The sequence below is a fragment of the Robertmurraya kyonggiensis genome (genome assembly GCF_005116465.1).
Classification (GTDB): Bacteria; Bacillota; Bacilli; order Bacillales; family Cytobacillaceae; genus Robertmurraya; species Robertmurraya kyonggiensis.
In genome coordinates this window covers 1,687,899-1,712,879 of record NZ_SWBM01000001.1, presented here as the reverse complement: position 1 = coordinate 1,712,879, position 24,981 = coordinate 1,687,899, and the positions used below count along the sequence as shown (strand labels likewise).

At 37.0% G+C, this 24,981-nt stretch carries 26 protein-coding genes, 1 pseudogene and 1 riboswitch; of the genes and pseudogenes, 19 read left to right on the top strand and 8 right to left on the bottom strand.

The genetic code is table 11. From position 1 onward, the window contains the following. Window positions 1-69: 69 nt before the first annotated feature. The 3 genes from FA727_RS08540 to FA727_RS08530 all read left to right on the top strand — a co-directional run bounded on the left by FA727_RS08540 (window position 70) and on the right by FA727_RS08530 (window position 3,045). On the top strand, window positions 70-1,551 hold the full coding sequence (locus tag FA727_RS08540) for a lmo1851 family serine protease (RefSeq protein ID WP_136830480.1): 1,482 nt from the start codon (window positions 70-72) through the stop codon (window positions 1,549-1,551). 144 nt (window positions 1,552-1,695) lie between these two features. Beyond that, window positions 1,696-2,094 (top strand): hypothetical protein, encoded by a 399-nt coding sequence (locus tag FA727_RS08535; RefSeq protein WP_136830479.1) that lies wholly within the window; start codon window positions 1,696-1,698, stop codon window positions 2,092-2,094. A 123-nt stretch (window positions 2,095-2,217) separates the two neighbouring features. Beyond that, window positions 2,218-3,045 carry a hypothetical protein gene (locus FA727_RS08530; RefSeq protein ID WP_136830478.1) on the top strand — a complete coding sequence of 276 codons (828 nt, stop codon included), beginning with the start codon at window positions 2,218-2,220 and terminating at the stop codon, window positions 3,043-3,045. A 19-nt stretch (window positions 3,046-3,064) separates the two neighbouring features. Here the strand turns inward: FA727_RS08530 and FA727_RS08525 are convergent, their stop codons facing one another. Next, complete coding sequence (locus FA727_RS08525; protein ID WP_136830477.1) at window positions 3,065-3,313, bottom strand: DNA alkylation repair protein; 249 nt, start codon at window positions 3,311-3,313, stop codon at window positions 3,065-3,067. A gap of 181 nt (window positions 3,314-3,494) precedes the next feature. Between FA727_RS08525 and FA727_RS08520 the strand changes: the two genes are divergently transcribed. Further along, entirely contained in the window at window positions 3,495-3,953 is a 459-nt protein-coding gene (locus FA727_RS08520) for a FixH family protein (RefSeq protein WP_136830476.1), read from the top strand. Between the two features lie 49 nt (window positions 3,954-4,002). On the opposite strand, the gene FA727_RS08515 is transcribed toward FA727_RS08520, so the two are convergent. Together FA727_RS08515 and FA727_RS08510 are read right to left on the bottom strand one after the other, a co-directional pair. Next, window positions 4,003-4,458 (bottom strand): Hsp20/alpha crystallin family protein, encoded by a 456-nt coding sequence (locus FA727_RS08515; RefSeq protein ID WP_136830475.1) that lies wholly within the window; start codon window positions 4,456-4,458, stop codon window positions 4,003-4,005. Window positions 4,459-4,566: 108 nt separating this feature from the next. After that, window positions 4,567-5,928 (bottom strand): MATE family efflux transporter, encoded by a 1,362-nt coding sequence (locus FA727_RS08510; RefSeq protein ID WP_136830474.1) that lies wholly within the window; start codon window positions 5,926-5,928, stop codon window positions 4,567-4,569. A gap of 113 nt (window positions 5,929-6,041) precedes the next feature. On the opposite strand from FA727_RS08510, the gene FA727_RS08505 reads away from it, so the two are divergent. Then, window positions 6,042-6,194: a DUF2639 domain-containing protein gene (locus FA727_RS08505; RefSeq protein ID WP_136830473.1), complete on the top strand. Its 153-nt coding sequence runs from the start codon at window positions 6,042-6,044 to the stop codon at window positions 6,192-6,194. Window positions 6,195-6,242: 48 nt separating this feature from the next. Here FA727_RS08505 and FA727_RS08500 read toward each other — a convergent pair whose 3' ends face one another. Both FA727_RS08500 and FA727_RS08495 read right to left on the bottom strand, forming a co-directional pair. Then, window positions 6,243-6,803: a GNAT family N-acetyltransferase gene (locus FA727_RS08500; protein ID WP_136830472.1), complete on the bottom strand. Its 561-nt coding sequence runs from the start codon at window positions 6,801-6,803 to the stop codon at window positions 6,243-6,245. Between the two features lie 363 nt (window positions 6,804-7,166). Next, window positions 7,167-7,946: an undecaprenyl-diphosphate phosphatase gene (locus FA727_RS08495; protein WP_136831047.1), complete on the bottom strand. Its 780-nt coding sequence runs from the start codon at window positions 7,944-7,946 to the stop codon at window positions 7,167-7,169. A gap of 163 nt (window positions 7,947-8,109) precedes the next feature. On the opposite strand from FA727_RS08495, the gene FA727_RS08490 reads away from it, so the two are divergent. From FA727_RS08490 to dapF, 6 genes are all read left to right on the top strand, one after another. After that, complete coding sequence (locus tag FA727_RS08490; protein WP_136830471.1) at window positions 8,110-8,430, top strand: DUF4870 domain-containing protein; 321 nt, start codon at window positions 8,110-8,112, stop codon at window positions 8,428-8,430. Between the two features lie 136 nt (window positions 8,431-8,566). After that, a complete protein-coding gene (locus tag FA727_RS24010) occupies window positions 8,567-8,731 on the top strand; it encodes a hypothetical protein (protein WP_158318823.1) in 165 nt (54 codons plus the stop codon). 48 nt (window positions 8,732-8,779) lie between these two features. After that, entirely contained in the window at window positions 8,780-9,553 is a 774-nt protein-coding gene (locus FA727_RS08485; protein WP_136830470.1) for a hypothetical protein, read from the top strand. 125 nt (window positions 9,554-9,678) lie between these two features. After that, the gene (locus tag FA727_RS08480; RefSeq protein ID WP_136830469.1) at window positions 9,679-10,254 is read left to right on the top strand and encodes a TlpA disulfide reductase family protein; all 576 of its coding nucleotides are present in this window, start codon (window positions 9,679-9,681) and stop codon (window positions 10,252-10,254) included. Between the two features lie 110 nt (window positions 10,255-10,364). Further along, the gene (locus FA727_RS08475; protein ID WP_246041754.1) at window positions 10,365-11,639 is read left to right on the top strand and encodes an EAL and HDOD domain-containing protein; all 1,275 of its coding nucleotides are present in this window, start codon (window positions 10,365-10,367) and stop codon (window positions 11,637-11,639) included. A 234-nt stretch (window positions 11,640-11,873) separates the two neighbouring features. After that, on the top strand, window positions 11,874-12,863 hold the full coding sequence (gene dapF / locus FA727_RS08470) for a diaminopimelate epimerase (RefSeq protein WP_136830467.1): 990 nt from the start codon (window positions 11,874-11,876) through the stop codon (window positions 12,861-12,863). A gap of 31 nt (window positions 12,864-12,894) precedes the next feature. Here dapF and FA727_RS08465 read toward each other — a convergent pair whose 3' ends face one another. After that, window positions 12,895-14,724 carry a DNA ligase D gene (locus FA727_RS08465; RefSeq protein ID WP_136830466.1) on the bottom strand — a complete coding sequence of 610 codons (1,830 nt, stop codon included), beginning with the start codon at window positions 14,722-14,724 and terminating at the stop codon, window positions 12,895-12,897. A 147-nt stretch (window positions 14,725-14,871) separates the two neighbouring features. Between FA727_RS08465 and ku the strand changes: the two genes are divergently transcribed. The 8 genes and pseudogenes from ku (at window position 14,872) to FA727_RS08425 (ending at window position 23,936) form a co-directional block, all read left to right on the top strand. Next, the gene (ku, locus tag FA727_RS08460) at window positions 14,872-15,723 is read left to right on the top strand and encodes a non-homologous end joining protein Ku (RefSeq protein WP_136830465.1); all 852 of its coding nucleotides are present in this window, start codon (window positions 14,872-14,874) and stop codon (window positions 15,721-15,723) included. An 86-nt stretch (window positions 15,724-15,809) separates the two neighbouring features. Beyond that, a complete protein-coding gene (locus tag FA727_RS08455; RefSeq protein ID WP_136830464.1) occupies window positions 15,810-16,730 on the top strand; it encodes a ketopantoate reductase family protein in 921 nt (306 codons plus the stop codon). Window positions 16,731-16,770: 40 nt separating this feature from the next. After that, window positions 16,771-18,258 (top strand): annotated as a pseudogene (glpK, locus tag FA727_RS08450) (glycerol kinase GlpK). Window positions 18,259-18,367: 109 nt separating this feature from the next. Next, window positions 18,368-19,261: a nucleotidyltransferase domain-containing protein gene (locus FA727_RS08445; RefSeq protein ID WP_246041752.1), complete on the top strand. Its 894-nt coding sequence runs from the start codon at window positions 18,368-18,370 to the stop codon at window positions 19,259-19,261. Between the two features lie 171 nt (window positions 19,262-19,432). Continuing rightward, entirely contained in the window at window positions 19,433-21,031 is a 1,599-nt protein-coding gene (locus tag FA727_RS08440) for a glycerol-3-phosphate dehydrogenase/oxidase (protein ID WP_281280868.1), read from the top strand. A gap of 874 nt (window positions 21,032-21,905) precedes the next feature. Next, window positions 21,906-21,989, top strand: a riboswitch (ZMP/ZTP riboswitch). A 35-nt stretch (window positions 21,990-22,024) separates the two neighbouring features. Continuing rightward, a complete protein-coding gene (locus FA727_RS08435; RefSeq protein WP_136830461.1) occupies window positions 22,025-22,867 on the top strand; it encodes a bifunctional 5,10-methylenetetrahydrofolate dehydrogenase/5,10-methenyltetrahydrofolate cyclohydrolase in 843 nt (280 codons plus the stop codon). Between the two features lie 331 nt (window positions 22,868-23,198). Then, window positions 23,199-23,399 (top strand): cold-shock protein, encoded by a 201-nt coding sequence (locus tag FA727_RS08430; RefSeq protein ID WP_126408926.1) that lies wholly within the window; start codon window positions 23,199-23,201, stop codon window positions 23,397-23,399. Window positions 23,400-23,534: 135 nt separating this feature from the next. Next, a complete protein-coding gene (locus tag FA727_RS08425) occupies window positions 23,535-23,936 on the top strand; it encodes a cytosolic protein (protein ID WP_136830460.1) in 402 nt (133 codons plus the stop codon). A gap of 16 nt (window positions 23,937-23,952) precedes the next feature. Here the strand turns inward: FA727_RS08425 and FA727_RS08420 are convergent, their stop codons facing one another. Further along, on the bottom strand, window positions 23,953-24,246 hold the full coding sequence (locus FA727_RS08420) for a DUF6509 family protein (protein WP_136830459.1): 294 nt from the start codon (window positions 24,244-24,246) through the stop codon (window positions 23,953-23,955). Window positions 24,247-24,320: 74 nt separating this feature from the next. Further along, window positions 24,321-24,944: a LysE family translocator gene (locus FA727_RS08415; protein WP_136830458.1), complete on the bottom strand. Its 624-nt coding sequence runs from the start codon at window positions 24,942-24,944 to the stop codon at window positions 24,321-24,323. Window positions 24,945-24,981: the final 37 nt, after the last annotated feature.

Genomic DNA, 24,981 nt, shown 5'->3' with positions numbered 1-24,981 from the left:
TTTGTAAAAATGTTATTCTAATTAATAAAGGATTTTTCTGAAATCAACAACAAAGTTTTCTCTACGGAAATGAAAGTGGTGACAGGATTGGAAAATGAAGAATTAAATAAGGAGCCGAATGACAAACAATCTGGCTTCGTTCACATGAAAAAATTTCACTTTATCATGCTATTGTTTTTCGTTGTGTTTCTTTCTGCAGGAATCACAACCTTTGCACTAGCATTTGGAGATGAAAAGGCAGTTCCTGTGATCAGTGAAAGAAATGAATTTGACAAGCTGTATACTGCTTTTGATACGATAACAAAAGGCTATTACAAAGAAGTAGATGAAAATAAGCTTGTAAATGGAGCGATTAATGGAATGATCGAATCGCTCGATGATCCGTATTCAGATTATATGAATGAGGATGAAGCGGCTAGCTTCCATCAAAGCATCTCTTCTTCTTTTGAAGGGATTGGAGCAGAAATCCAAGAAAGAGATGGCTTTATTGTGATCGTGTCTCCTCTTAAAGGTTCTCCAGCAGAAAAGGCAGGAATAAAACCAGAGGATAAAGTCTTAACAGTTGATGGAAAAAGTATTCAAGGAATGAGCTCAACAGAAGCTGTAATGCTAATCAGAGGAGAAAAGGGTACAAAGGTTGAACTTGAAATTGAGCGACCTGGTACTGAGTCACCGCTTAAAATTACAGTTGTCCGTGATACTATCCCATTGGAAACAGTATATGGAGAAATGATTGATGAAGGGATTGCAAAAATCCAAATCACATCATTTTCAGAAAACACATCAAAAGAGTTAATTGAAAAATTGAATGAGCTACAAAATCAAGGAATGAAGGGCCTTGTTCTTGATTTAAGACAAAATCCAGGTGGATTATTGGATCAAGCAATTGCAATTTCTAGTCTTTTCGTACCTGAAGGAGACATCCTTTTCCAAATCGAAGACCGAGATGGAAATGTGGAGAAAGTGAATTCCAATAACAAAGATAACCCTAGTCTTCCGCTCGTAGTTGTAATTGACAAAGGGAGTGCTAGCGCATCAGAGATACTTGCTGCTGCCGTTAGTGAATCTGCGAATGTACCTTTAGTTGGTGAAAAGTCTTTTGGAAAAGGGACTGTTCAAAGGGCTCAGGATTTTGAAGATGGCTCAAATATCAAGTTCACTACTGAAAAATGGCTAACTCCAAAAGGAAACTGGATTCATGAAAAAGGAATTACGCCAAATTATGAGGTTGCACTTCCGGACTATTCAACGTTAACTCTTGTTAATCCAGAAGAGGAGTTTAAGCTTTCAAGCTCGTCAACAGAGGTTAAATCGGCACAAGGTATGCTAAAAGCTTTAGGGTATGACCCTGGTAGAGTAGATGGCTTCTTTGATGAAAAAACTGAACAGGCTGTAATCAAGTTTCAAAAAGCAGAAAAGCTTGAAGCAAATGGAATCCTTAAAGGTGAAACGACGTTAAAGTTAATGGAAAAGCTTAGAGAGCTCATTAATAATAATGACACACAAATCCAAAAGGCTGTTGAAGTACTAAAAGAACAAATTAAATCTTAACCTTTAACCCCTCCTAACTGGAGGGGTTTTCATTTGGTTTTGAAGGAGAAAAGGTTATGGTGGTTTGTAAGAAAATTGGAAATGAGATAAAATGACTCCTTAGAGATAGCTTAGTTTTGTTGATGCAGTACTAGAGGTGATAGATTGTTACAGGTGATTGATTTTAATAAACAGCTTAAAGATCAAATTTGGAATTTAGAAAATAGATGTAGCGAAATGTGCAAACAAATGGAAGAAAAATATAGCAGTGCTTTTCAAAATTTAGATGCTCATTTAACGATTGATTGTTTGAGAACTTTAAAAGGTAAAGTCGCAGAACAAACGAATGTATTTGATCCTTCTTATGAATCCTTTATCGAAATCGGATTAGAGAAGGATGACGAGTACTACCCAAATGCATATATTCCAATTTGGAGATGTAAAAGTGAATTATTTCATGAAGTTGGCTATATGACCAAGAATAATCTGTCAGAACTTGAGAGAAAAGTCGACCAAATGCTGAAGGAAATGCTTCAAGAAAGACTGGAAGAAATCGACGAGTAGGGTCGATTTCTTTGCGTTGTGTGTTTTGTACTTGACTTATAGGAAATTGGTTGCATGTTCTCATAAATGTGGGGGAAACTTTTCATATGTAAATTTCGAAAAATATGGAAGTGTACTTAGATTATGAGAATGGTTATCTTGTTCCTTGTTTCTTTATTATTTGTCGGAACTACATCCAATGTATCGGCTGGAAAAAAAAATAATGTCAAAATTAAGACAGAGATGCTCGAATGGGATGAAGTGAATCTTCTCTTACCTAAGTATTCAAAGTTTACCGTCAAAGATGTCATAACAGGTAAGGAATTTCGAGTCCAAAGAAGAGCAGGGAGTAGGCACGCTGATGTTCAGCCCCTTACTAAAGAAGATACGGCGATTATGAAGGGAATCTATGATGGAACATGGAGTTGGAAGCGAAGGGCGATTATTGTTTTACATGAGGATAAAAAAATCGCTGCGTCCATGCATGGTATGCCTCATGGTGCTGGTGCATTAAAAAATAATTTTCCTGGTCATTTTTGTATTCATTTTTACGGTAGTACAACCCATCGACGAAATTTCATGGACTTGTCGCATAAGCTTATGATTCTAAAAGCTGCGGGAAAATTAGATGCTCAGCTACAAAAGGCAAACCCATATGAATTGATTAGTGCTTTAATTGCGGGTTTTAAGGAAGACGATGAGACAATTATTGATGATGTAGGTCTCCAGGATTTAAAATGGGCAAAGGTTCTCAAGAAAGTGGATAATGTTGCGATCACGAATATGCCTCAATTGCCTGACGAGGATTTAGTTGGGAAATTAACGCTTGCAGTTCCAATTGAAGTGGATTGGCAAATGCAAGGGGGAAGATGGCAAAAATATCGAGGTGAAATCCAGTTGGTGAGATATACACCTTTTGATAGTTGGAAAATAGATGTAGAGAAATTTAGAAATGAGAACTTTAGTGAATAATGCTTGAGAGGATATCCTCTCAAGCATTACTTTTTTCTCCAAATTTAATAAATGTCCGTTCATCTTCGATTAATCCACAAACAGCACATTGGACACGTATCTCTGGTCCGTTATAGGCCATATGAAAAGGACTTAATTGGTCATTTGTATATTCTTCCATAATTTCACCCGTTTGAGGATTCATTTTTACGGAATGTGGTTCCTGATTAATCACATTGAAACGGGTTCGATTCGTTTTGCAATTGGGGCAACAATAAGGTCCACTCATTTTCATTCTCCTTTCGAATAGACTTTCTCAAATTATTTTTTGCATATATCCTTTTAAATATGTAATGTGAAAAAAGTAAGGAATTTGTGAGCATTTCGTTAAATCATGGGACCTATTATCAACTATTTGAAAATCTGTGATAAGATAGCTTTGGACCGAAAGTCAAAGGAGAATACATAAAATGAAAAAAAATTTACTTATTCTATTAATTACTTTTATAGGTGCGGTGTCCATTACTGGTTGCGCACAACAAGATGAAAAGTCAGAAGAACCTTTTTTTACGGAAGTAAATCTTTCAGTGAATCCTCAAAAAGGAGAGGTGAATGAACCTGTAATCATTGAAGCAAAAGTAACCTATGGAGATGAAGAAGTAACTGATGCAGACGAGGTATTATTTGAAATATGGCGTGCTCATGATGAAGAGCATGAAAAAATGGAAATCAAGCATGCTGAAAATGGCATCTATCGTTTAGAAAAAAGCTTTGAGCAAGAAGGGACCTATTATGTTATTTCGCATGTAACGGCAAGAGAAATGCATAATATGCCAAAGACGGAGTTTGTGATTGGAGAAGCAAGTGAACCTGAGGAAGATTCCACTTCTCAAATGAACATGGAAGAGCATGAAGAAGGAGAGCATTAATCTAATTCTTGAATATAATGAGCATCCGGATGAATTCGAATGCTCATTTTTAATACTTCTCTGTGATATCAATCTCAGAGTATTGCATATCGATATTTTTCGGTATTTTAATTTCGAGAATCCCATCCTTATAGGTAGCTCTAGAACCTTTTTTCCGAACAATAGCGGGAAGGGTGATAGTTTGTTTATCCTCAGATTTTGGAATATGTTCTATAATTAGTTGATTGGACGTATAATACAACTTCATCTTTTGTAACCAATCTTCGTCGTCAATTGGTATCATCACATATACATAGTCAAGAGTTTCGAACACTTTTGCAGATAGTGCATTCGTTGAGTCTTCTGATGAAGAGTTAAAGCCCTTCGCAAAATTCATTCCTTGCATCTCTGGTGGGAACATTTTTCCCATTACTTCGTTTACATAGTTTTGGACTTCTTCAGGTTGCATCCGTTTAAGCTTTTGCATCGTCTCTTTATTAAATGGTGAGAAATTCCATGGGGACATAATGTTCATCCTTTCAAGCCGTACGATAAGGATATTCGCATGATAAAAATGGATAGTAGAATTCAATGATATTCTATGCGAAAAAAGGATGAATGGTTAAATGCAAACTTAAGCTTTGCTGTCTTGTAACTTCTGTCTTTTTTGAACAGAAACCAGCCTTGATGCTAAGCTTGTCGCGCCAACAGCTAGCCCACTAATCAAGCCGATCCAGTATCCATATGGACCCCAATCTGTATAAGTAGCTAAATAGTAACCGAGCGGGAGTCCGATAATCCAGTAGGAGACCAGGCACATCACAAACGTAACATTTACATCCTTATAGCCTCTTAAAGCACCTTGAATAGGAGCCTGTATGGCATCAGAGAGCTGGAAGAAAATTGCGTACAATAAAAAATGTGCAGTCAGCTCTAACACACGGTTATCTGTTGTATAAAGTCCAGCGATTTCGTGTCGGAATAACAATAAAATAACCCCGCATACAAACGCCATAAATACGCCCATTGCTACCCCGATCCAGCTATATTCCTTGGCATCTTTTAGTCGATTTGCCCCAACTTCAAATCCCACTAAAATCGTTAAGGCCATGGAAATGCTAAGTGGGATCATATACATGAATGATGCGAAATTGATCGCAGCCTGATAAGAAGCAATGGTAATCGTATCAAACACACTCATTAAAAGTGTTACCGCTGAAAAAATACTCGTTTCAAAGAATATCGCTAGTCCAATTGGGACCCCGATAACCATTATTTCTTTCCATTTTGAGAAAGAAAAACGATAAATCTTCGAAAACAAATCGTAGGAGGCAAAAGGCTCCTGTTTTAGGATAATAAAAGCGGCAATTCCTAAGATTATCCAGTAAGTAATCGCAGTTGCGTATCCTGCTCCTACTCCACCGAAGCTAGGGAATCCAAATTTACCATAGATCAGGATATAATTAAAAATCACATTAATTGGAAGTGCTGATATGGTAATGAACATGGATACTCTTGTTTTGCCTAGTGCGTCGATAAAGGAGCGAAGAACATTATAAAGAAACAATGGAATTACACCGAATCCTAATGCGTACAAATAATCATGAGCAATCTCTTCGACAATTGGTACTAAGCTCATGACATTCAATAAAGGATCAAGAAAAAATACGCCGGCGAGGATGATTATAACAGCCATTAAGATGCTTAAGTACACGGCTTGAATAACGTGAAATGCCACTTCATTCTTCTTTTTAGCTCCAATTAATTGAGCAACGATCGGGATGACTGCCATTAATATCCCGCTAAGTCCTGTAAATATAGCCACCCAAATAGAGGAGCCAATTGCAACTCCAGCTAAATCATTTGGGCTATATTTTCCTGACATCATTGTGTCAAAGAAATTCATTGAAAACATCCCAAATTGTGTGACAAGGATAGGAAGTAATACGTAAAGAAGTTGTTTGATTTTCTGCTTTTTTCCGTAAGTCTGGTCCATATATTACCTCTTCAAAAATTTTGCAATTGAATGCATTATACCACAGGAAACCGTCATAATGTCAGCATTCATGCATATAGTGTACGGACATGCATTTTGAGAGGAGAATGAAGGTGGCTTATCAAGGTTCTAAAGGTTGGTATGTTCAAAAATTAAAAGAGCTAGGGGTCCATTATCATCCGGTAGAAAGAAAAAAATTAGAAACCTATAAATCATATGTACTGCGTAATCTTTACTTAGAAATAATCGAAAAGAAAAATAATTAGAAAAGCAAAAAAAAAACACACCAACTTCAGCGATTGGTGTGTTTTTACTTAAGCTTCTAACAAGTGACTTTCTTCTTGTTGCTCGTGTCCATTGCGTAATACATGTAAAGTATATAAATCTTTTGGGATTTCATATAAGTTATAGATTTTTTCTGTAGGATTGAGTCGAGCGAATAAATCTTTTCTTGTTTCATTGGCTTGGATAACGTAGGGGAGTTTTTCAGCAGCTTTTTGAGAGCGAATGTTTACCGTGCGGATACGCATGAAGACTGTTTCAATACCTAATGTATAGAATAATTCTTCAAAAAAAGCATCCTTCGCTATCTTGTTGTAGCCTTTCCCATGATACGGCTTTCCTAACCATGTTCCTAAAAATCCAGCTTTATCTTCTATATCGTACAAATTAATGGTACCAATCGGCTGACCCCATTCATCTAAAATCGTTCGAGATATTAGTTCACCGCGGTCTTCAGCTTCGATTGTTTGCTTTGATAAAAAGAGAAATTCCTCATAAGAATGGGCTTTTTGGCGCACGAAAGGGAAGACATCTGGGTGCGTCATCAGCTCGTATAAAGCTTGGCTATCTTGAAGTTCTCGTTTTTTAAGCATGAACATTCCCTCCATTCTGAGGACAGTCCTGTTCATACATAAAAGAACTAGACCCACCCTCGAAATTTTTTGTGATGTAGCTAAAAAATTTCGGGGTGGGAATCGAACCCACTAGAACCAATAAGCATTTATTAAGTCAGCCAGGAGAATTTTCTTATCGCTGAACTAATAAATACTTACTGGTGGCGCACCATTTGCCTTCCCTATTGCTTTTACTTTTTTGATATTTCCATTCTGTATCATACAAAAAAAAATGAGAAAAAGAAATAGTTTTTTCGTAAAAATTTTTCACCAAATTTTTCATCATTATTTTACAAAATGCTACATGAAATCAACAATCAAAATTGAATGAACGTTATATTGCTAAAATACTCCCGTTAACTGCAAAGTAAGGATTGCGAAGCCTAAAATCCAAACGTATACTGCGAAGATTTTGAGCGATCTTTTTTTCAAGAAGTTAATCATCCATACAATGGCGAAATAGCCAAATAGAGCAGAGGAGAGTGTGGCAACAAGCAAGCTTCCTAATGTTACAGCTTCTATGTGACTAGACGCTATTTCACCGACCTCAAAGACGATTCCACCTGCAATCGCGGGAATTGACAGTAGAAAAGAAAAATAAGCCGCTGTTTCTCGGTCGAGTTTGCAAAATAATCCAGCTGCAATCGTTAATCCTGAGCGAGAAACGGCAGGGAATATTGCTGCTGCTTGAAAGGTGCCGATAAATAAGGCATCTCCATATGTGATACTGTCCATATTTTTATGGCCTTTATTCACACCATCAGCCACCCAAAGAATGAAACCGGTGAATAGAAATTCCCATCCAATCGTCATTCCAGTTTTGGAAATAGAATCAAACAAGTCATTCAAAAGTAGACCGACAATGACTGCAGGAATGGTCCCAATAATCAATAATAGAGAGAGTTTTCCAAATGGGTTCTTTATGATTTTGATTAATTCATTTTTATAAATGACAAGTACGGCTAATAGTGTTCCAACATGAAGCATAGTATCGAGAAAAAGTCCTGCTTCATCTAATCCAAATAAATGGCGTCCCAAATACAGATGACCTGTACTAGAAATTGGGATAAACTCAGTTAACCCTTGAATAATTCCAAGTATAAATGCTTCTAGTTTTGACATCATTTTTATCACCCTTCATCAAGTTGTCCTATATAATATGTATTCATATTGTGCATTTCAAGAACAATGAGAAAGGATGATAATGGGGGGATTTGAATCTTTTGTTCATCTATTTCGTATATGTATAATAAGAAAGTATTTTATTTTTGGGAGGAAAAAAGAAATGCCGAGACATGATGATCGAATATTTGCCGCTGCTATATATATTATTAGTGTTTTCACTGTATTTGTAGGTCCATTAGTGATTTGGATTATTAAAAAGGACTCACCGTATGTGAACTATCATGGGAAGGAGTACTTCAATTTCTTTATTACCTATTTGATTTATTCATTTATTAGCGTCTTATTAATGGTTGTTCTCATTGGTTTCCTTACGATTTGGATTGTCGGAGTCCTTTATTTTATCTTCACGATTATCGCAGCAATAAAAGCCTACGAAGGGTCAACATACAGAATTCCGTTCATTATTCGATTTATTCGATAGGGTGGCAGCTAGAGTCTAGGGGGAAATCCTAGGCTTTTTTTTTTAATAGATAGCCTATTTATAAAAAGTAGAATGATTAGTAAGTAAGAGAATATAGTAATAACAAAGGATAGTTATGATAGAGAGGGGTTTTAGCATGTGGCCGTGGTTAATCATTGTTCTTGTCGTCATTCTAATTTTAGCAATATTAGAAGAAACCACTCAATTTTTCGTGAATCGCTATACTTTTGGTCCGGCCCCATGGGAAAACAAGCTTAAAAAGCTGCTCGAAAAATGGACGAGGAAAAGAGCAAACAATTAAATCGGTTGTACCTTAAAGGTTTTATCTAAATATTTGAGGAGATTTATTATGAATATACACCAATATTATCGCCAAGCAGCATTTACAGCTCTAAATAATAGTCTGGCTGCACTTGTACCAATAATTATTATGATTCTCCCTTTATACATGTTGTTTACAAACAGTAAAATCTTGCTGTTTTCAATTCCATTTCTAGTTTATAGCTTTATTGCGTATCAATCCTATATTCTTCATCGTGAACGTTCATCCGCAACAGCGAATACCTTCAAAATTGAAAATAATCTAGTTCCATTTGAAAAGAACCAATACCTCTTGGTTTTTATGCCAGCTCCATCCTTACGAATGCTTCTCTTTAATCCAAATGGGACAATAAAAGGAGAAATCCGTGATTTACGCTTTTCAAAATTACGCTGGTATCTTCCTTATTTCATTGATCGAATGATTCCAGCAGAGTACGGCTTTTTTAATAGAGAGAAGAAGTTGCAGCTGACAATGAAGTGGTCAAAAGGGCAGTGTGAAGTCAGAGACCGCAAAGGAACATGTGCGTTTACAATTGAAGAGACAGGGACAAATGAATTTCAGTTGAATGATAACCTATTCATTCGTCTAGATTCGAAAACCCTGTATACGGATGTACAATTTGTTAATGGGGAAGGGAGTGTCATTGCTCGCGTCAGAAAGGGCTGGATGCCTCTGGAATGGTCTCCATATATTAAAGACGCGAATACACCAGTTTTATCATTTGACGAAGGGCTCTCCAAGCAAGAGCAGCTTTTTATTTTTGCTATTCTTATTAAAATATATCGCTATCGAAATCACTAATATAGCTTATGTAAGGTGATTAAAGTAAAATAAATACCGGGTATATTTTGCGAAACAATGTACATTGTCCATTTTTTTGCAAAATACACCGAGAAAGCAAGAATAACGCAAGGAGATTTCCCGGTATGAAAAAAATTCTGCTCATTGTGGCAATTATTATTGGTTTTTTATTTATCATTGATATGACTCTTTTAAAAGAAAATGGGCTCGTTGAAAATACAACCAATGAAGAAAAGTATGACAAACTTGAAAATCCGAACGACTTACCAGTCGGACTGGACATTGAAGAACGGCCACCTTTCTTTGAACTGACTACTCTAGCAGGAGAGAAAATCTCTTCTGAAGAATTGAAAGGTAAGAGAGTCCTGCTTAATTTTTGGGCAACTTGGTGTCCCCCGTGTAAAGAAGAAATGCCGGATATGCAAAAAATGTATGAGGAATATAAAGATGAAGACGTCGTTGTAGTTGGTGTTAATGTAACAAGCACGGAAAAAAATAGAGAAGACGTCCAGGAATTTGCTCAAAAACATCAATTGACGTTTCCCATACTTATGGATGAAATAGGAGAGGTCACTCATCAATATGAAATTCTTTCGTTTCCCACAACATATTTCATAGATTCTGATGGAGTTATTCGCAGCAAGGTGATTGGAGCATTAAGTAAGGAAAAAATGTACGCTGAGATGAATCTTCTACCATAATTCAGTAAATATTTTGTCAATTTTTATGTATTTTTCAAAAAAAATATAAATTATTTACAAACTTCGACAGCATTATCAAAATAAATTGATTAAAATATGTGTATTCCAACATGAAAGAAAGAAAACGGGGTGAAGGGATGGAGGTATTTGTTGCAAAACAACCTATTTTTAATAGGGAGCAAGAGGTTTATGCATATGAACTTCTATACCGTAGTAGTACGGAAAATTCATTTCCAGACATAGACGGTGATCAAGCAACAGCCGATGTCATTATTAATAGCTATTTAAATATTGGAATAGAAGAGCTTTCGAATGGAAAGCCTTGCTTTATTAACTTCACGGAAAAATTACTCCAGCTACGTCTACCGACATTTTTTACACCAAGGGAGATTGTAGTAGAGATTTTGGAATCTATTGAGCCTTCTGAGGAACTTGTTTGCATTTGTCGAGAATTGAAGCAGTTAGGCTATCAAGTGGCACTTGACGATGTTGTCCTAAATGAAGAAAACCCTTATTCATATCAATTATTTCAGTGTGCTGACATGATTAAGGTTGATTTTCTTTCAACGCCAAAGAAAATCCGTAAAAGAATAGAAAAGATTGCGAAAGAAAATTCAATCAAACTAGTAGCTGAAAAGCTTGAGACAAAAGAAGCTTTTGCAGAGGCTAAACGCATTGGTTATGATTATTTTCAAGGTTATTATTTGGCGCAACCCACAATTGTGTCTACATACGATGTCCCCACCTATTTTTATTTTGATTATAAAAATATTGAAGAGCTCGCGATGACAGAGTCGAGTATGGATTCTATTACTGAATTAATTGAAAAAGATCTTTCTCTGTCTTATAAACTCTTAAAGTTGGTAAATTCACCGTTTAATCGAACAAAGCAAAAAATAAATTCAGTGAAGCAAGCGGTCATGCTACTAGGTTTAATAGAGATTAAAAAATGGTTGTATATCTTTTCGGTCCGAAACAAAGTTCAAAAGGACTCTGATCTTTCTAAGCATGTTGTCCAACTTTCTCTGACAAGAGCAAAAATGTGTGAGTCAATTGAAAGAATTGCCAATTACAAAACGGCACCATCTGCTAGTTTTACGTTAGGAATGTTCTCAATTATGGACAAGCTCACTGGAGTTCCGATGGAAAAAATTATTGCGGAACTACCATTTGAAGAGGAACTTAGAGACGCACTTACAGGAGTGCAAAATTCCCTAAAAGATGTTCTTGATTTAGTTACGGCCGTCGAAAAAGCTCAATGGGGCGTCATTCGAAAAAAATGTGAAGTTCTTTCAATTGAAGAAACGGAAATATTTAAGATTTATGCCGAATCCTTAAGCTGGTCAAATCAATTGATGGAAACCGAACGATTAGAGATTATATAAACCTGACATATTATAAAAATATATCTCCAGGCTGATTGAAAACGTTTGTCTTTCGAGGCGCGAAGTCTTGGGAGGAGCGGAGTTACCAATGTAGGTAATGAGCACCGGACAAGGCGAAGCAACGAAGAAAGCGAGCGTTTGTCAACAGCCTGAAACCTGACGAGAGCAATCGTCAGGTTTTTTTGATAAAATAAAATAACAATGAAATTCTAAAGTAATGTGGAGGTAAGAAAAGTGGAGATCGAAATTATCAAATGCCATGGTTCAGGAAATGACTTTTTATTAATAGATGAGATATCAAATCATTATTCCTTCACAGAAAAACAGCGTAGAGATCTAACTATAGCACTTTGTAATCGTGAATCTGAATTAGGTGCCGATGGAATCCTTTTTGTCATGAATAGTGACAAAGCAGATGGTAGAATGCGTGTGTTTAATTCTGATGGTTCAGAGGCTTCGATGTGTGGAAATGGCTTACGCTGTGTGGCACGTTATGTATGTGAACTTAAAGGTACGTCAGAAGCTGTCATCGAAACGATGAAGGCAGACCTAGCCGTACGAAAAGACGAAGAAATTTTTCCAGAGATCCCAACATATTTGGTTGAGATTTCACCAGTTTCTTTTAATGTAAAAGATTTGCCATTGCAAATTGATAAAGAAACGTTGTTAAATGAGGAAATTCCTTCGTTATCTAAGAAACTAGCATTTACGGCTGTCGCGGTTCCAAACCCTCATTTGATTACAATCGTGGAAAATGAAGTGATTCGTTCAGATGTTCAAAAGGAAATTAGCCAATTTGTTAATGGACCAAATGAACTTTTCCCAGATGGAGTGAATGTGAGCTTTGTTAAAGCATTAAATCCTGGTAAAATTTATGTTCGTACCTTTGAACGTGGAGTTGGATTTACGAATGCTTGTGGTACAGCAATGTCTGCCTCTACTTTAGTAAGTTGCTTAAACGGACTTAATGAAATTGAAAAGCCAGTTGAGGTTTTCAACAATGGAGGAAAAGTGAGATGTGTCGCTCATAAACAAAACAACACTTACAAAATAGACTTAATTGGTAATGCTACTTACGTGTATCAAACAAAAGTACAAGTGGATATTGATTCCCCAGAGAATTTTACATGTCTAGGCAAAGAGCCATTCGTGCAAGAAACGGAGCAATACGCGAAACTTCAGGAAGAAGTGAAGGGTTATCTAAATGAAGCGTTAAATGCTTAAATAGCGAAAAGGAGCCGGATTTTCAGGCTCCTTATTTTTTTTGCTTCAAAAATGCCAAAACTGCATCAAAATTTTGCTCTTCTTTTGACTGGAAGAAGGTACGAAATGGATCACCCTGTTTTTCAATTTTTTTTAAGATGTTTGGTATTTGAAAATCTTCTATTCTTAAGTTATCGTTTACTTCTTCCCAATAAAGTGGCGTAGCAACAGTTGCTTCTGTTTTTCCTCGTGGTGAATAAGGAGCAATAATTGTCTTTCCTTCAGAATGCTGTACATAATCAACATACAGTCGGTTACCTCGGTTTTTTTTCATCCTTTCAATGGTGAAATCATCTGGTTCCTTTGAAACCAAATATTCTGCGATAAAACTAGTAAATAATTTTGTGTCGTCAAAGCTGTAGCGATTCTCAGGTAAGGGAATATACACCTGCAGGCCTTTACTGCCAGAAGTTTTCACAAAACTAATTAAATGCAAATGATCCAGCACTTCTTTAATAAGGAGGGCTGCTTTGATGGCTAAATGAAAATACTCTCTTGAAGGCGGGTCTAGGTCAAAGACAATTTCACTTGGCCCTTTACTTTTAATTGTTTGAAATGGAATATGGAATTCAAAAGAAATTTGATTTCCAAGCCAGAGCAATGTTTTAAGATTGTTACAAACGATATAATTGATTCCATCATCGAGCTTTGTCTCGACGTATTCAGGTGCATAATCTGGACAGTTTTTTTGATAAAAGGCTTCACCAAAGATCCCATGTGGATAACGAATGACTGTTAAAAGACGATTTTCTAAAAAGGGCAGAAAATAGGGTGAAATATCTCTTAAATAATGAATGTAATCCATTTTTTGAACAGGTGGCTGCTCCCAAAGTGGTTTATCTGGATGAGAGATTTCGACGTCACTCGGTAAATTCATTTGTTGTCCTACAAAACGTTCATACGTACAGTCTTGAGGAGTGAGATCGAAGCGAAATCGGTCAAAATGAGGTTCTCTCATTTGCTCTTCGTATATTTCTAAGTACTTAATCTCTACACAGATGGCAGGCTCAACATAAATAAATTGTTGATCTTCGTTTACCTTATTGTCTTTGATGATTTGAAAAAGAGCTTGTTTCTCTTCGGGCTTTATCCCAAATAGAAATTGACCGATCGGTACAATGTCCTTCCGATTGTATACTCCTACATAGAAATAGCCATTCGATTTTTCATATGCGGTGACAAAGCATGAAACATACTTCCAATTTTTAAACTTCACCCACGTGTTTGTGCGCCTTCCTTCCTCCCATCGATTTTGAACATGCTTTGCAACTACACCTTCCCCATTAAAAAGGGTCACTTTATCCCAAACCTCGGAAAAGCTCTCATAGGGTGGAATCATTTGCAAAAGCGCATTGTTTTTTTCATCAGGAGTCGTTGGTAGTCCGATTTTCTTGAAAAATGAAATTAATAATTCCTTTCTCTTGAGATAATTTTCTGACATGACATTTTTATTGTTCAAAACTAGCACATCAAAAATTAATAAGTAGCATGGAGATTGTTTGGCTTTTTCGGCAATTCTTATATCCGACCTCATTCGCCCTCTAACTTGGATGTTTCCGAAGTTTGCTTTAAATGGATTTTCTAAAAAAACCAACTCCCCATCAAGGCTTAGAGGTAAAAATGGCTTTATTTTTCCTTCATTTTGTAGTAAAAAGGCTTCGATTTCAGGAAAGAGCTCAAGAAGGGATTTCCCGTTTCGGCTAACAAGGCTGGGCTTTTGATTCCATGTTAGAAGTGCACGGAATCCATCATATTTCACTTCGTACCTCCACTCGTCACCTACTGGTATATCAAAGGTAAGACTTGGTAGCATTGGCTTCATGACCATCTCTCCCCAATTTCTCGATATCATTAGTTTTCCTTTCTTTCACATAATTAGCAGAGCAAATTATCCAACTTCCAAATCTTTTACAGAATGACCTAATCGTAGCCACACAAACTAAGCATAAAAAAGATTGGAGATAATTTGATGCATACGATTTGGAAAGGCAGTATAAGCTTTGGGCTCGTCAATATTCCAATCAAGCTCCATACAGCTACGGAGGATAAGGACATCAAACTCAGAAATTTGCATAAGAAATGCCATTCTCCGGTCAAATATGAAAAGGTTTGCCCGGTATGTAATGTGGAAATATCGAATGAAGATATTGTGCGAGCATATGAGTACGCTAAGGGAAAATTTGTCGTCCTCGAGGATGAAGAACTGGAAGGTTTAAAAAAAGAGAACGAGGAGAAGGCAGTTGAGATTCTCGATTTTGTGAAAATGGATACGATTGACCCGATCTATTATAATCGAAGCTATTTTATGTCACCGAATGAAGGAGGAAGCAAGGCTTATTCCTTGCTTCGAAAAGCATTAGAAGAGTCTGGAAAAGTTGGATTAGCAAAAATCATTATTCGCTCAAAAGAACAAATGGCCGTCATCCGGGTTTATGAAAACACACTTGTGATGGAAACTATCCATTTTCCAGATGAAGTTCGTTCGGCTGGCGATGTTCCGAATGTACCAGCAGAGGATAATATCACGAAAAAAGAACTTGATACAGCTATTCTTCTAATTGATCAGCTAACAACTGAATTTGAGCCTACTAAATATACAGATGAATATCGCATTGCTCTATTCGAATTAATTGAATCGAAGAGAACGGGTAAAGAGGTAGTGACACCTACCGCTGCAAATGAACCAAAATCAAATGTAACGGATTTAATGGCAGCTTTACAGGCTTCGATTGACAGAACAAAGCCGGATGATGCTTTAGCTCCTGTAAGGAAAAAACGGGCAGTTACAAAAACAAAAACTAAAGCAAAAAAAGAAGCTTAAAACGTAATCGGTATTGTGAGCGGACAATACCGATTTTTTTGAGTATTGTGATAAACTATATGCAAAAGGGAGTCGGGGGGACTACATTGAAAATATTAGTCGTTGGGGCAGGTGCTATTGGCGGATATTTTGGTGGACGTTTACTTGAAAAAGGGGAAGATGTCACTTTTTTAGTTCGTGAAGGAAGAAAGACGCAAATTGAACAAAATGGACTTCATATTGAGAGTGTTCATGGAAACATAATTCTGGAGCCGAAATTGATTCTTCGAGAGGAAGTAAATGAAACTTATGATCTCATTCTTCTTTCTACTAAGGCCTATCATTTACAAGCTGTCATTAAAGATATTCGTCCATATGTAACAGAAGAAACAATGATTTTACCACTTTTAAATGGAATTTCTCATATGGACACTTTAGTGAATGAATTTGGAGACATGCATGTTCTTGGTGGACTTTGTTTTATCGAAACCACTTTAGCTGCGAATGGAAATGTCGTACAAACGAGCCCAATACATAATTTAGTTTTTGGAGAAAGAAGTGGCGAGAAAACGGAGAGAATCCAAAAAGTTAAAGAAGCGTTTTCTCACACAAAAGCGAATTTTATTTATTCGGATCAAATCATGAAGGAAATGTGGCATAAATACTTATTTATCTCATTGCTTTCTGGAGCAACAACGTTAATGAGAGCTCCAATTGGACCGATTCGTGAGGTAGAGAGTGGTTATATGGCATTAACAGAAGTCGCTACAGAGGTTGTGACAGTGATGGAGAAAAACGGTGCACCTGTAGGTCAGGAATTAATTGAAGCTCAGCTAACTAGAATAAATGAGATGGGATATGAAATGAAATCGTCGATGCAACGCGATATGGAAAAAGGAATGCCTACTGAGGCCGATCATTTTTTCTTATATCTATTAAAGCATGCTAAAAGGCACCAAATTAAAACACCATATTTACAGTTAATTTATGCGAATCTGCAAGTGTATGAAAAAATGCTTCAGAATTGAAAACTCCAAATGAAATTTCGATATGAAGGAGACATGCAGGTTGGAAAAATATATTCTTGCTTTGGACCAAGGAACGACAAGCTCTAGAGCAATTATTTTTAATAAGCAGGGTGAAATTGTTCATATTGCTCAAAAAGAATTCACACAATACTTCCCGAACCCAGGCTGGGTTGAACATGATGCAAATGAAATATGGGGGTCGATACTCTCTGTAATTGCAAGCGTTTTATCAGAATCTGGAATTAAGGCGAAACAGATTGCAGGGATTGGGATTACGAATCAACGAGAAACGACTGTTGTTTGGGATAAAGAGACAGGGAAGCCTGTTTATCATGCGATTGTTTGGCAGTCAAGACAATCAAGCGGAATTTGCGAGGATTGAAGCAGGGACATAACGAAGTATTCCGCGGTAAAACAGGTCTTCTTATTGACGCTTATTTCTCAGGTACGAAAGTCAAATGAATATTAGATCACGCTGATGGAGCACGGGAACAAGCGGAACAAGGGAGAAGCTTTTATTTGGAACAATTGATACATGGTTAATTTGGAAGCTAACTGGTGGAGCAGCCCATATTACGGATTATTCGAATGCGTCCGTACGTTAATGTACAATATTTATGATTTGCAATGGGACAAAGAACTTCTAGAAATATTAACGGTTCCTGAATCAATGTTGCCAGAAGTTCGACCATCTTCCTCTATTTATGGTAAAACGATTCCTCATCACTTTTTTGGCCAAGAGATTCCCATTAGTGGTGTTGCGGGAGACCAACAAGCAGCCCTATTTGGTCAAGCGTGCTTCCAAGAAGGAATGGCGAAAAACACATATGATACGGGTTGCTTTATGCTAATGAATACCGGGCAAAAAGCCGTTAAATCAGAGCATGGATTATTAACGACTCTTGCATGGGGGATTGACGGAAAAGTTGAGTATGCACTTGAAGGTAGTATCTTTGTGGCAGGCTCAGCGATCCAATGGCTGCGTGATGGGCTAAGAATGTTCAAGGATGCTAAGGATAGTGAGAAGTATGCGAAAAGAATCGAGTCAACCGATGGAGTCTATGTTGTCCCAGCATTTGTAGGTTTAGGGACTCCGTATTGGGATAGTGATGTTAGAGGTGCAGTCTTTGGCTTAACTCGTGGAACAACAAAAGAGCATTTTGTTCGTGCTACTCTAGAGTCGCTGGCTTATCAAACAAAGGATGTGTTGTCTGAGATGGAAGCAGATTCAGGAATGGAGTTAAAAAAGCTTCGTGTAGACGGCGGTGCGGTCAATAATAATTTTCTGATGGAATTCCAAAGTGATATATTGAATGTTCCCGTTGAGAGACCGCACATAAGTGAAACAACGGCACTAGGTGCAGCAAATTTAGCGGGTCTTGCAGTAGGTTATTGGGGAAGCCAAGAAGAAATCTCGAAGCAGTGGGCAGTGGATCACTCCTTTGAACCTTCCATGTCCGATGAACAGCGAGAAGAGCTATACGATGGTTGGAAAAAGGCCGTTCAGGCTGCAATGGTATTTAAGTAATAAATGGGAATATTTGTGTGATTTGAAGTTTAGCGTGTTAAAATGGATGTATATTTATTCCAAAGAGATCATGGAACAGTTTTGTTGTGATCTCTTTTTATTTGGCCTCATGCCAAGAGAAGTAATTGAACTTTTTGAATTTCAGAATGGAGCAAGAAGTATGAACGTGCAAAATACAATTTCGAATATTGTTGACAGTTTAAAAGAGATCAATGGAGTAAGCGCTCTTGTTCTAGGTGGTTCAAGAGCTAGAGGGACTGAAAACCCCAGCTCTGATATTGATATTGGGATCTACTACGATTCGGAAAAAGAGTTGGACATTACACAACTTCGTCGGGTTGCTACTCAAATTGATGACGACCATAGAGAAAACATAGTGACAGAAATAGGCGGCTGGGGACCATGGATTAATGGTGGCGGTTGGTTGAAGGTTAATGAAACACCGGTCGATTTTATTTTTCGTGATCAAAACAAAGTGTCACAAGTAATTGATCAATGTGTGATGGGGAACATCACAATTGATTATCAACCAGGACATCCCCATGGATTTGCCAACTCGATCTATTTTGCTGAGATTGCTTTGTGTAAAGTGCTATGGGACCCATCTGGCATTATAAGAAAATTGAAAAGTAGAACAATCCCTTATCCGTCCGTTTTTCAAAAGACAATCATCGAAAAATATTTTTGGGAGGCTAACTTCTCTTTCGAAAATGGATATAAAGGTATTTATAAAAAAGATCTATCCTATATTGCTGGATGTTGTTTCAGAACAGTATCTTGCTTAAATCAGGTTTTGTTTACTATTAATGAGTCCTACTTGATGAATGAAAAAGGAGCAACTGACATTGCCAATTCATTTAGCATAGCTCCAAGCAATTACTCCCATAGAATAAATGAAATCTTCACCTTAATTAAAGAGGATGAAGCTTGTTTAAAGACCGCTCTTAACCTGATGGGTGATCTGATTCAGGAAACAGAAAATCTATTGAAAACCAAAGCATAGTTGAATTAACTGGTAAATTTAGTTATGTTTGCGCCTTATCGCAAGGCGTTTTTTATCCATTTCATATTCAATAATGAACTTTAATAGATCCTTCATGACAAGGAGTGTTTCAACTTAAACTTTTCTAACAAGAATAGGCAGGTTTTTATCGAACAGTTAAAATCAAGAGATTTGGATGTGCTTATAATTGGTGGCGGCATTACTGGAGCGGGGATTGCTCTAGATGCGTCTTCTAGGGGAATGACTGTCGGGCTTGTAGAAATGCAGGATTTTGCGGCAGGAACATCGAGTCGTTCGACGAAATTAGTACATGGTGGTCTTCGTTACCTAAAGCAATTTGAAGTAAAATTGGTTGCCGAAGTTGGGAAGGAAAGAGCCATCGTCTATGAAAATGGGCCTCATGTAACGACTCCAGAATGGATGCTCCTCCCTTTTTATAAAGATGGAACTTTTGGTAAATTCACAACATCTCTTGGGTTACGAGTCTATGACTTTTTAGCCGGTGTAAAAAGAAGTGAGCGGCGAACGATGTTGAGTGTGAATGAAACGATTCAGAGAGAGCCACTTTTAAAACAACAAGATTTACTAGGAAGCGGATTGTATGTGGAGTATCGAACTGACGATGCAAGTTTAACGATAGAAGTCCTCAAAGCTGCGGTAGAACGAGGAGCACAAGCCCTCAATTATTCGAAGGTAGAAGAGCTTTTATATGAAAATAAAAAAGTGGTTGGAGCGCGGGTTAACGATAAATTAACAGGAGATTCATATGAAATCCGCGCCAAGAAAGTGGTAAACACAACTGGCCCGTGGGTTGATCGGCTTCGAGAAATCGACCACTCGAAAATGGGTAAAGTGTTAAAACTGACAAAGGGTGTTCACGTTGTCATCGATCAATCCAAATTTCCTTTGCAGCAAGCTGTTTACTTTGATACCCCAGATGGAAGAATGATTTTTGCCATTCCACGAGATGGTAAAGCCTATGTCGGAACAACGGATACTTTTTATGAACAAGACCCAGGGATTCCTAAAATGAAAAAGGAAGACAGTGATTATTTGTTAAAAGCGATCAATGAAATGTTTCCAAATGTAAAAGTAACGAAAGTTGATATTGAGTCGAGTTGGGCTGGGGTGCGACCGTTAATCTGGGAGGAAGGAAAAGATCCGACCGAAATCTCCCGCAAGGATGAAATTTGGGAATCCAGCAGCGGTCTCATTACAATTGCAGGTGGTAAATTAACAGGGTATCGAAAAATGGCTGAAACGATCACTGATTTATTAGCAAGAAAATTACAGGATGAGTACAGTCAAACATTTTCTCCTTGTCAGACAAGGACTCTACCAATATCGGGAGGAGATATTGGCGGTGCTGAAAAGTTCAAGGAGTTTGTATGGGAACAAACAAAAATTGGAAAAGATGTAGGGTTATTTGTGAACGAAGCTACCCATTTGGCCGCAACATATGGTTCAAACGTGTCCGTTTTATTTGATATGGTAAAAAACGTATCAGCGAAAGCAGCAGAATATCAATTACCTATTCTTCTTTTGGCGAAACTCGAGTATGCATTTGAGCATGAAATGATAGCAACACCAATCGATTTTTTCAATCGTAGGACAGGTGCTTTACTGTTTGATATAGCTTTAGTAAAAAGGTTCAAAGGGCCGGTAATACAATATATGGCTGACTATTTTTCGTGGGATGATGAAACCCAAGAGAGCATAGTCAAGGAACTGGAATTAGCGTTGCAAGATGCTTCTGGATATGAAGAATGAAATGAGTTCGAGGGCAAATTAAGTATCAAATTTGTCCTCGAAATAGTAAAATATTAACTTTTTTCGAATGCGGTTTGACAGAAAATGTAATCTGTTATACAATAAGGACTCGTCCTTTGAGGCAGAAGAGTGAAAAGGTATACTCTATACGATTTTAGTAAATTGGTTAATGAAAAGACATTATGTCTTTAAAAAAGGTTTTCCCCAACAATTCCTTCTTTTTTTGAACTTCATCAAAAAAACTTTTCCAGAGATTATCTTTCCACTTAGAACTATGAATATCCTAATTCACACCGGCGCGGTCTCGGAACCGTAATGACGAGAGAGAGGTAGGGCTTTCGTTGTTTTAGGTCGACTACATCATTAATTGCGCCTCAAATAGGAGCGACATAAAGACAACAGATACTGTTGTCTCATACTGTAGGCAAACTCGAATAAGATTTTCGAGTTTGCCTACAGTTTTTTTATTTAGGATCCGTTAAAGTTGGGTGATAAATTTGTTGCATTAAAAAATAGGCGAAAAAATTCCGGCTAAATCAAGAAATTCACCTATTTCTCTATAAATAAGCGAAAATTTTCCGGTTAAGATAAATATTTTTTATGATTTTAAGGGCTATTAGGTCAATTAGCGGAAAATCTCCTTCTATTTCACCTAATAACCATTCTTTTTTCAAAATAAATGGAATTTTTCCGCTAAAGTGGATTCACCACCTTTCGAAGGTCAAATTAAGCGATGTGAATAAAATGTCTTTTTCGTAAAATTATCAATAACATATACAATTTCATATTTGGACATACTAATATGAAATTAACGAACGTTCAGATAGATATCACATTGAATTATATGTGTTTTTTGCTATAATAGTGGTGGAAATGAGTACGTAGTAACTGACGACAAGCGTGGAATAAACCACAGTGGAGCTACGTCTATGTATAGCCGGTCGTCTGGGCGAATAGAAAGCAATAATGATTTATCTCAGGGGAGGTATATACATGGATAACAAGATTATTTTAGACGGACAAAAGGTTTCAACACACATCAGAGAGGAACTAAAGCCAAGAATTGAAGCTTTAAAAGCAAATGGAGTGACACCGAGCTTAGTTACGATTTTAGTTGGTGATGATCCTTCTTCAGCTACATATGTGAAAATGAAAGGGAATGCTTGCGAACGATTAGGGATTAAGTCGCAAAAAATTCATCTTCCTAAAGAAACAACTACAGAAGAGTTGCTTCATACCATTTATGAATTAAACAATGACACTACTGTTCATGGAATTTTACTGCAACACCCAGTACCTTCACAGATTGATGAACGTAAGGCATTTGAAGCGATCGCGCTTGAGAAAGATGTTGACGGTGTAACAAGCTGGGGATACGGGCAAACAGCATTAGGTTTTGGATTATATCCTTCCTGCACACCTGCTGCCATTTTAAACATTATTGATTATTATAACATTCAATTACAAGGCAAACATGCAGTTGTCGTTGGAAGAAGTCCGATTTTAGGTAAGCCTGTTTCAGCGCTTCTTCTGAATAGAAACGCGACTGTTACGACATGCCATTCTTATACAAATAACCTGCCAGAGTTATTACGACAAGCAGATATTGTTGTAGCTGCGGTTGGAAAGCCTGAATTCATTAAGGGAGATTGGTTGAAGGAAGGTGCTGTTGTACTGGACGCTGGTTATAATCCAGGAAATGTCGGAGATGTAGAATATAATAGCTGTTATGAAAAAGCAGCAGCAATTACACCAGTTCCTGGTGGTGTAGGACCGGTGACTATTTCAATGCTGTTGAAACATACTGTGGATGCTGCAGAAAGAACTTTAAGTTAATATAAAACCATAAGCCTTCATTTTTTTATGCGCTGTTTTCTTTTTGATTGTTGTTTTTTTCGTAAATGTCCCAAAGCCGACATTTACACTACCTACATGGTTCAGTGCTACATATGATTTTTGCACGGCACTTTTCGCTAGCTGTCACTGTTTTTAAGATAAAATATTGCTATTCATTGAATTAATTATTATCTAAAAGCAACAATCTTTGCGAAAAGAGCCTTTTTATAAAAAAATAGTGAAAAAATGATTTAAAAGTTAAATTTTTGGCAAACTATAGATGTGATACATAGGTATCATCAAATGTTTTCGATTTTTAGGAGGATTATGAATGGCAACTGGTAAAGTAAAATGGTTTAACTCAGAAAAAGGTTTTGGATTTATTGAAGTTGAGGGTGGAGAAGATGTTTTTGTACACTACTCAGCTATCCAAACAGAAGGGTTTAAAACCCTTGAAGAAGGTCAAGAAGTTACTTTCGACATTGAAGAAGGTCAACGCGGACCACAAGCTGTTAATGTGAATAAGGCATAACAGTAAAATATGAAGGAGTCCAAATTACTGGGCTCCTTTTAAAATTCTTTAAAAATACTCCAAATGTAGAATTCTAGGAACTTTATCTAAGTTATGGTATGTTTGTTAGTGATTATTTATAAGGAGTTGTCGATAATGAAAGCTTTCACGGTTAATTTCCACAAAGAAGATCAAGTAGATTCCATGAATGTACAAAAATTATCAGAAGAAGATTTTTCAACGGTTACAGAGGGTGGCACGAGACATTTATTCGAGTTAGATACGAATGTTGGCTTCTTTGTTTATTTTGATGCTGTTAATAATGAAGGTGTAGAATCTTATCTTGTTCTACATTATGAGGATGAGCAGGAAGAGCCAAGTGGCTGCTATGCTTTCGAACTTAAGGATTTCTACCAGTTCGCGGCACTACATTTAAATGATTTGGAGTTTCAGGATGAGGTAGAAGTAGATCAAGAGGAAGAAGAATATGGTCCAATTCATCATCTTGCGCATTTGATGTACCATATTATTGAAGAAGGAAAGAATATTCAAGAATAAAAGAGCCTTGGCTCTTTTATTCTTGGTCCTCTTTTAGCTGTTCACGGCAATAATCTAGAATTAATTGTTCCTCGTCTTCCTCAAGTTCTAAATCTAAAACTTTTTCTGTTGTATTTTCGATAATATGATAATGAGACATATGGATTCCATTCTCATCTTCTATTATTAATACTTTTACTTTTAATCCTTTTTCTGAAAAAAGTTCATCATCTTCTGGCACTTCTATATGTAAGAAAAACTCAAAACGATTTCCTGATAATATGCCAAATGGATCTTCGATTAGTTCTAGTGTGTGATCTGTAATCTCCATTTTGTTCATCCTCTCTATTATATAAAGCCACTCATATTTTACCCTACAATTTACCCGAGTAAAACCCTGAAGTCTTAAAATAGTACTTTAATGGCTTCGTATCCAAAATAAATCCCAAAGCCAATAAGTGAAATTGAGGATGCGATAGTAATAGAGGTTAACAATTTGGTCGTTAATAATCTTCTGGCACTGCTAGCAACAAAGGCCATTGTAATATCCCAGATGACCAGTCCCAATATAATCGCACAACTGTAAATCAGTAATTGCTCCTTATCATACATAGTTGATGTTTTTGCTAAAACAGAACCGTAAATTCCAAGCCAAAAAAGGATCGTTAATGGATTGGAAATGGACATAAGAAACCCAGTGAAAAAAGATTTGGATAAGGATTCACTTTCGCGCTTGTTAGAAAAGATGATATTCCTTGCTCCTATTAAACCTTCGAAGCCTGTATACACCAAAACAAAAAAGCCGAATAACCACAAAAAAGCTTTTACGATCGGGATTTCTATAAATTGGGCAAGTCCTAAAAAAACTGCAAACATATAGAACAAATCGGCAAGTACTGAGCCCAGTCCTAGTATCCAGGCATTGAGGAATCCATGTTTGATTCCTTTGTCCATTTGGGCTGCATTCACCGGTCCAATAGGAGCAGCGAGTGACAGCCCAAGAAAAACATAACTGATGAATATCCCCATGAAAAGTGGCCTCCTCATAACAAATGACAACTTGTAC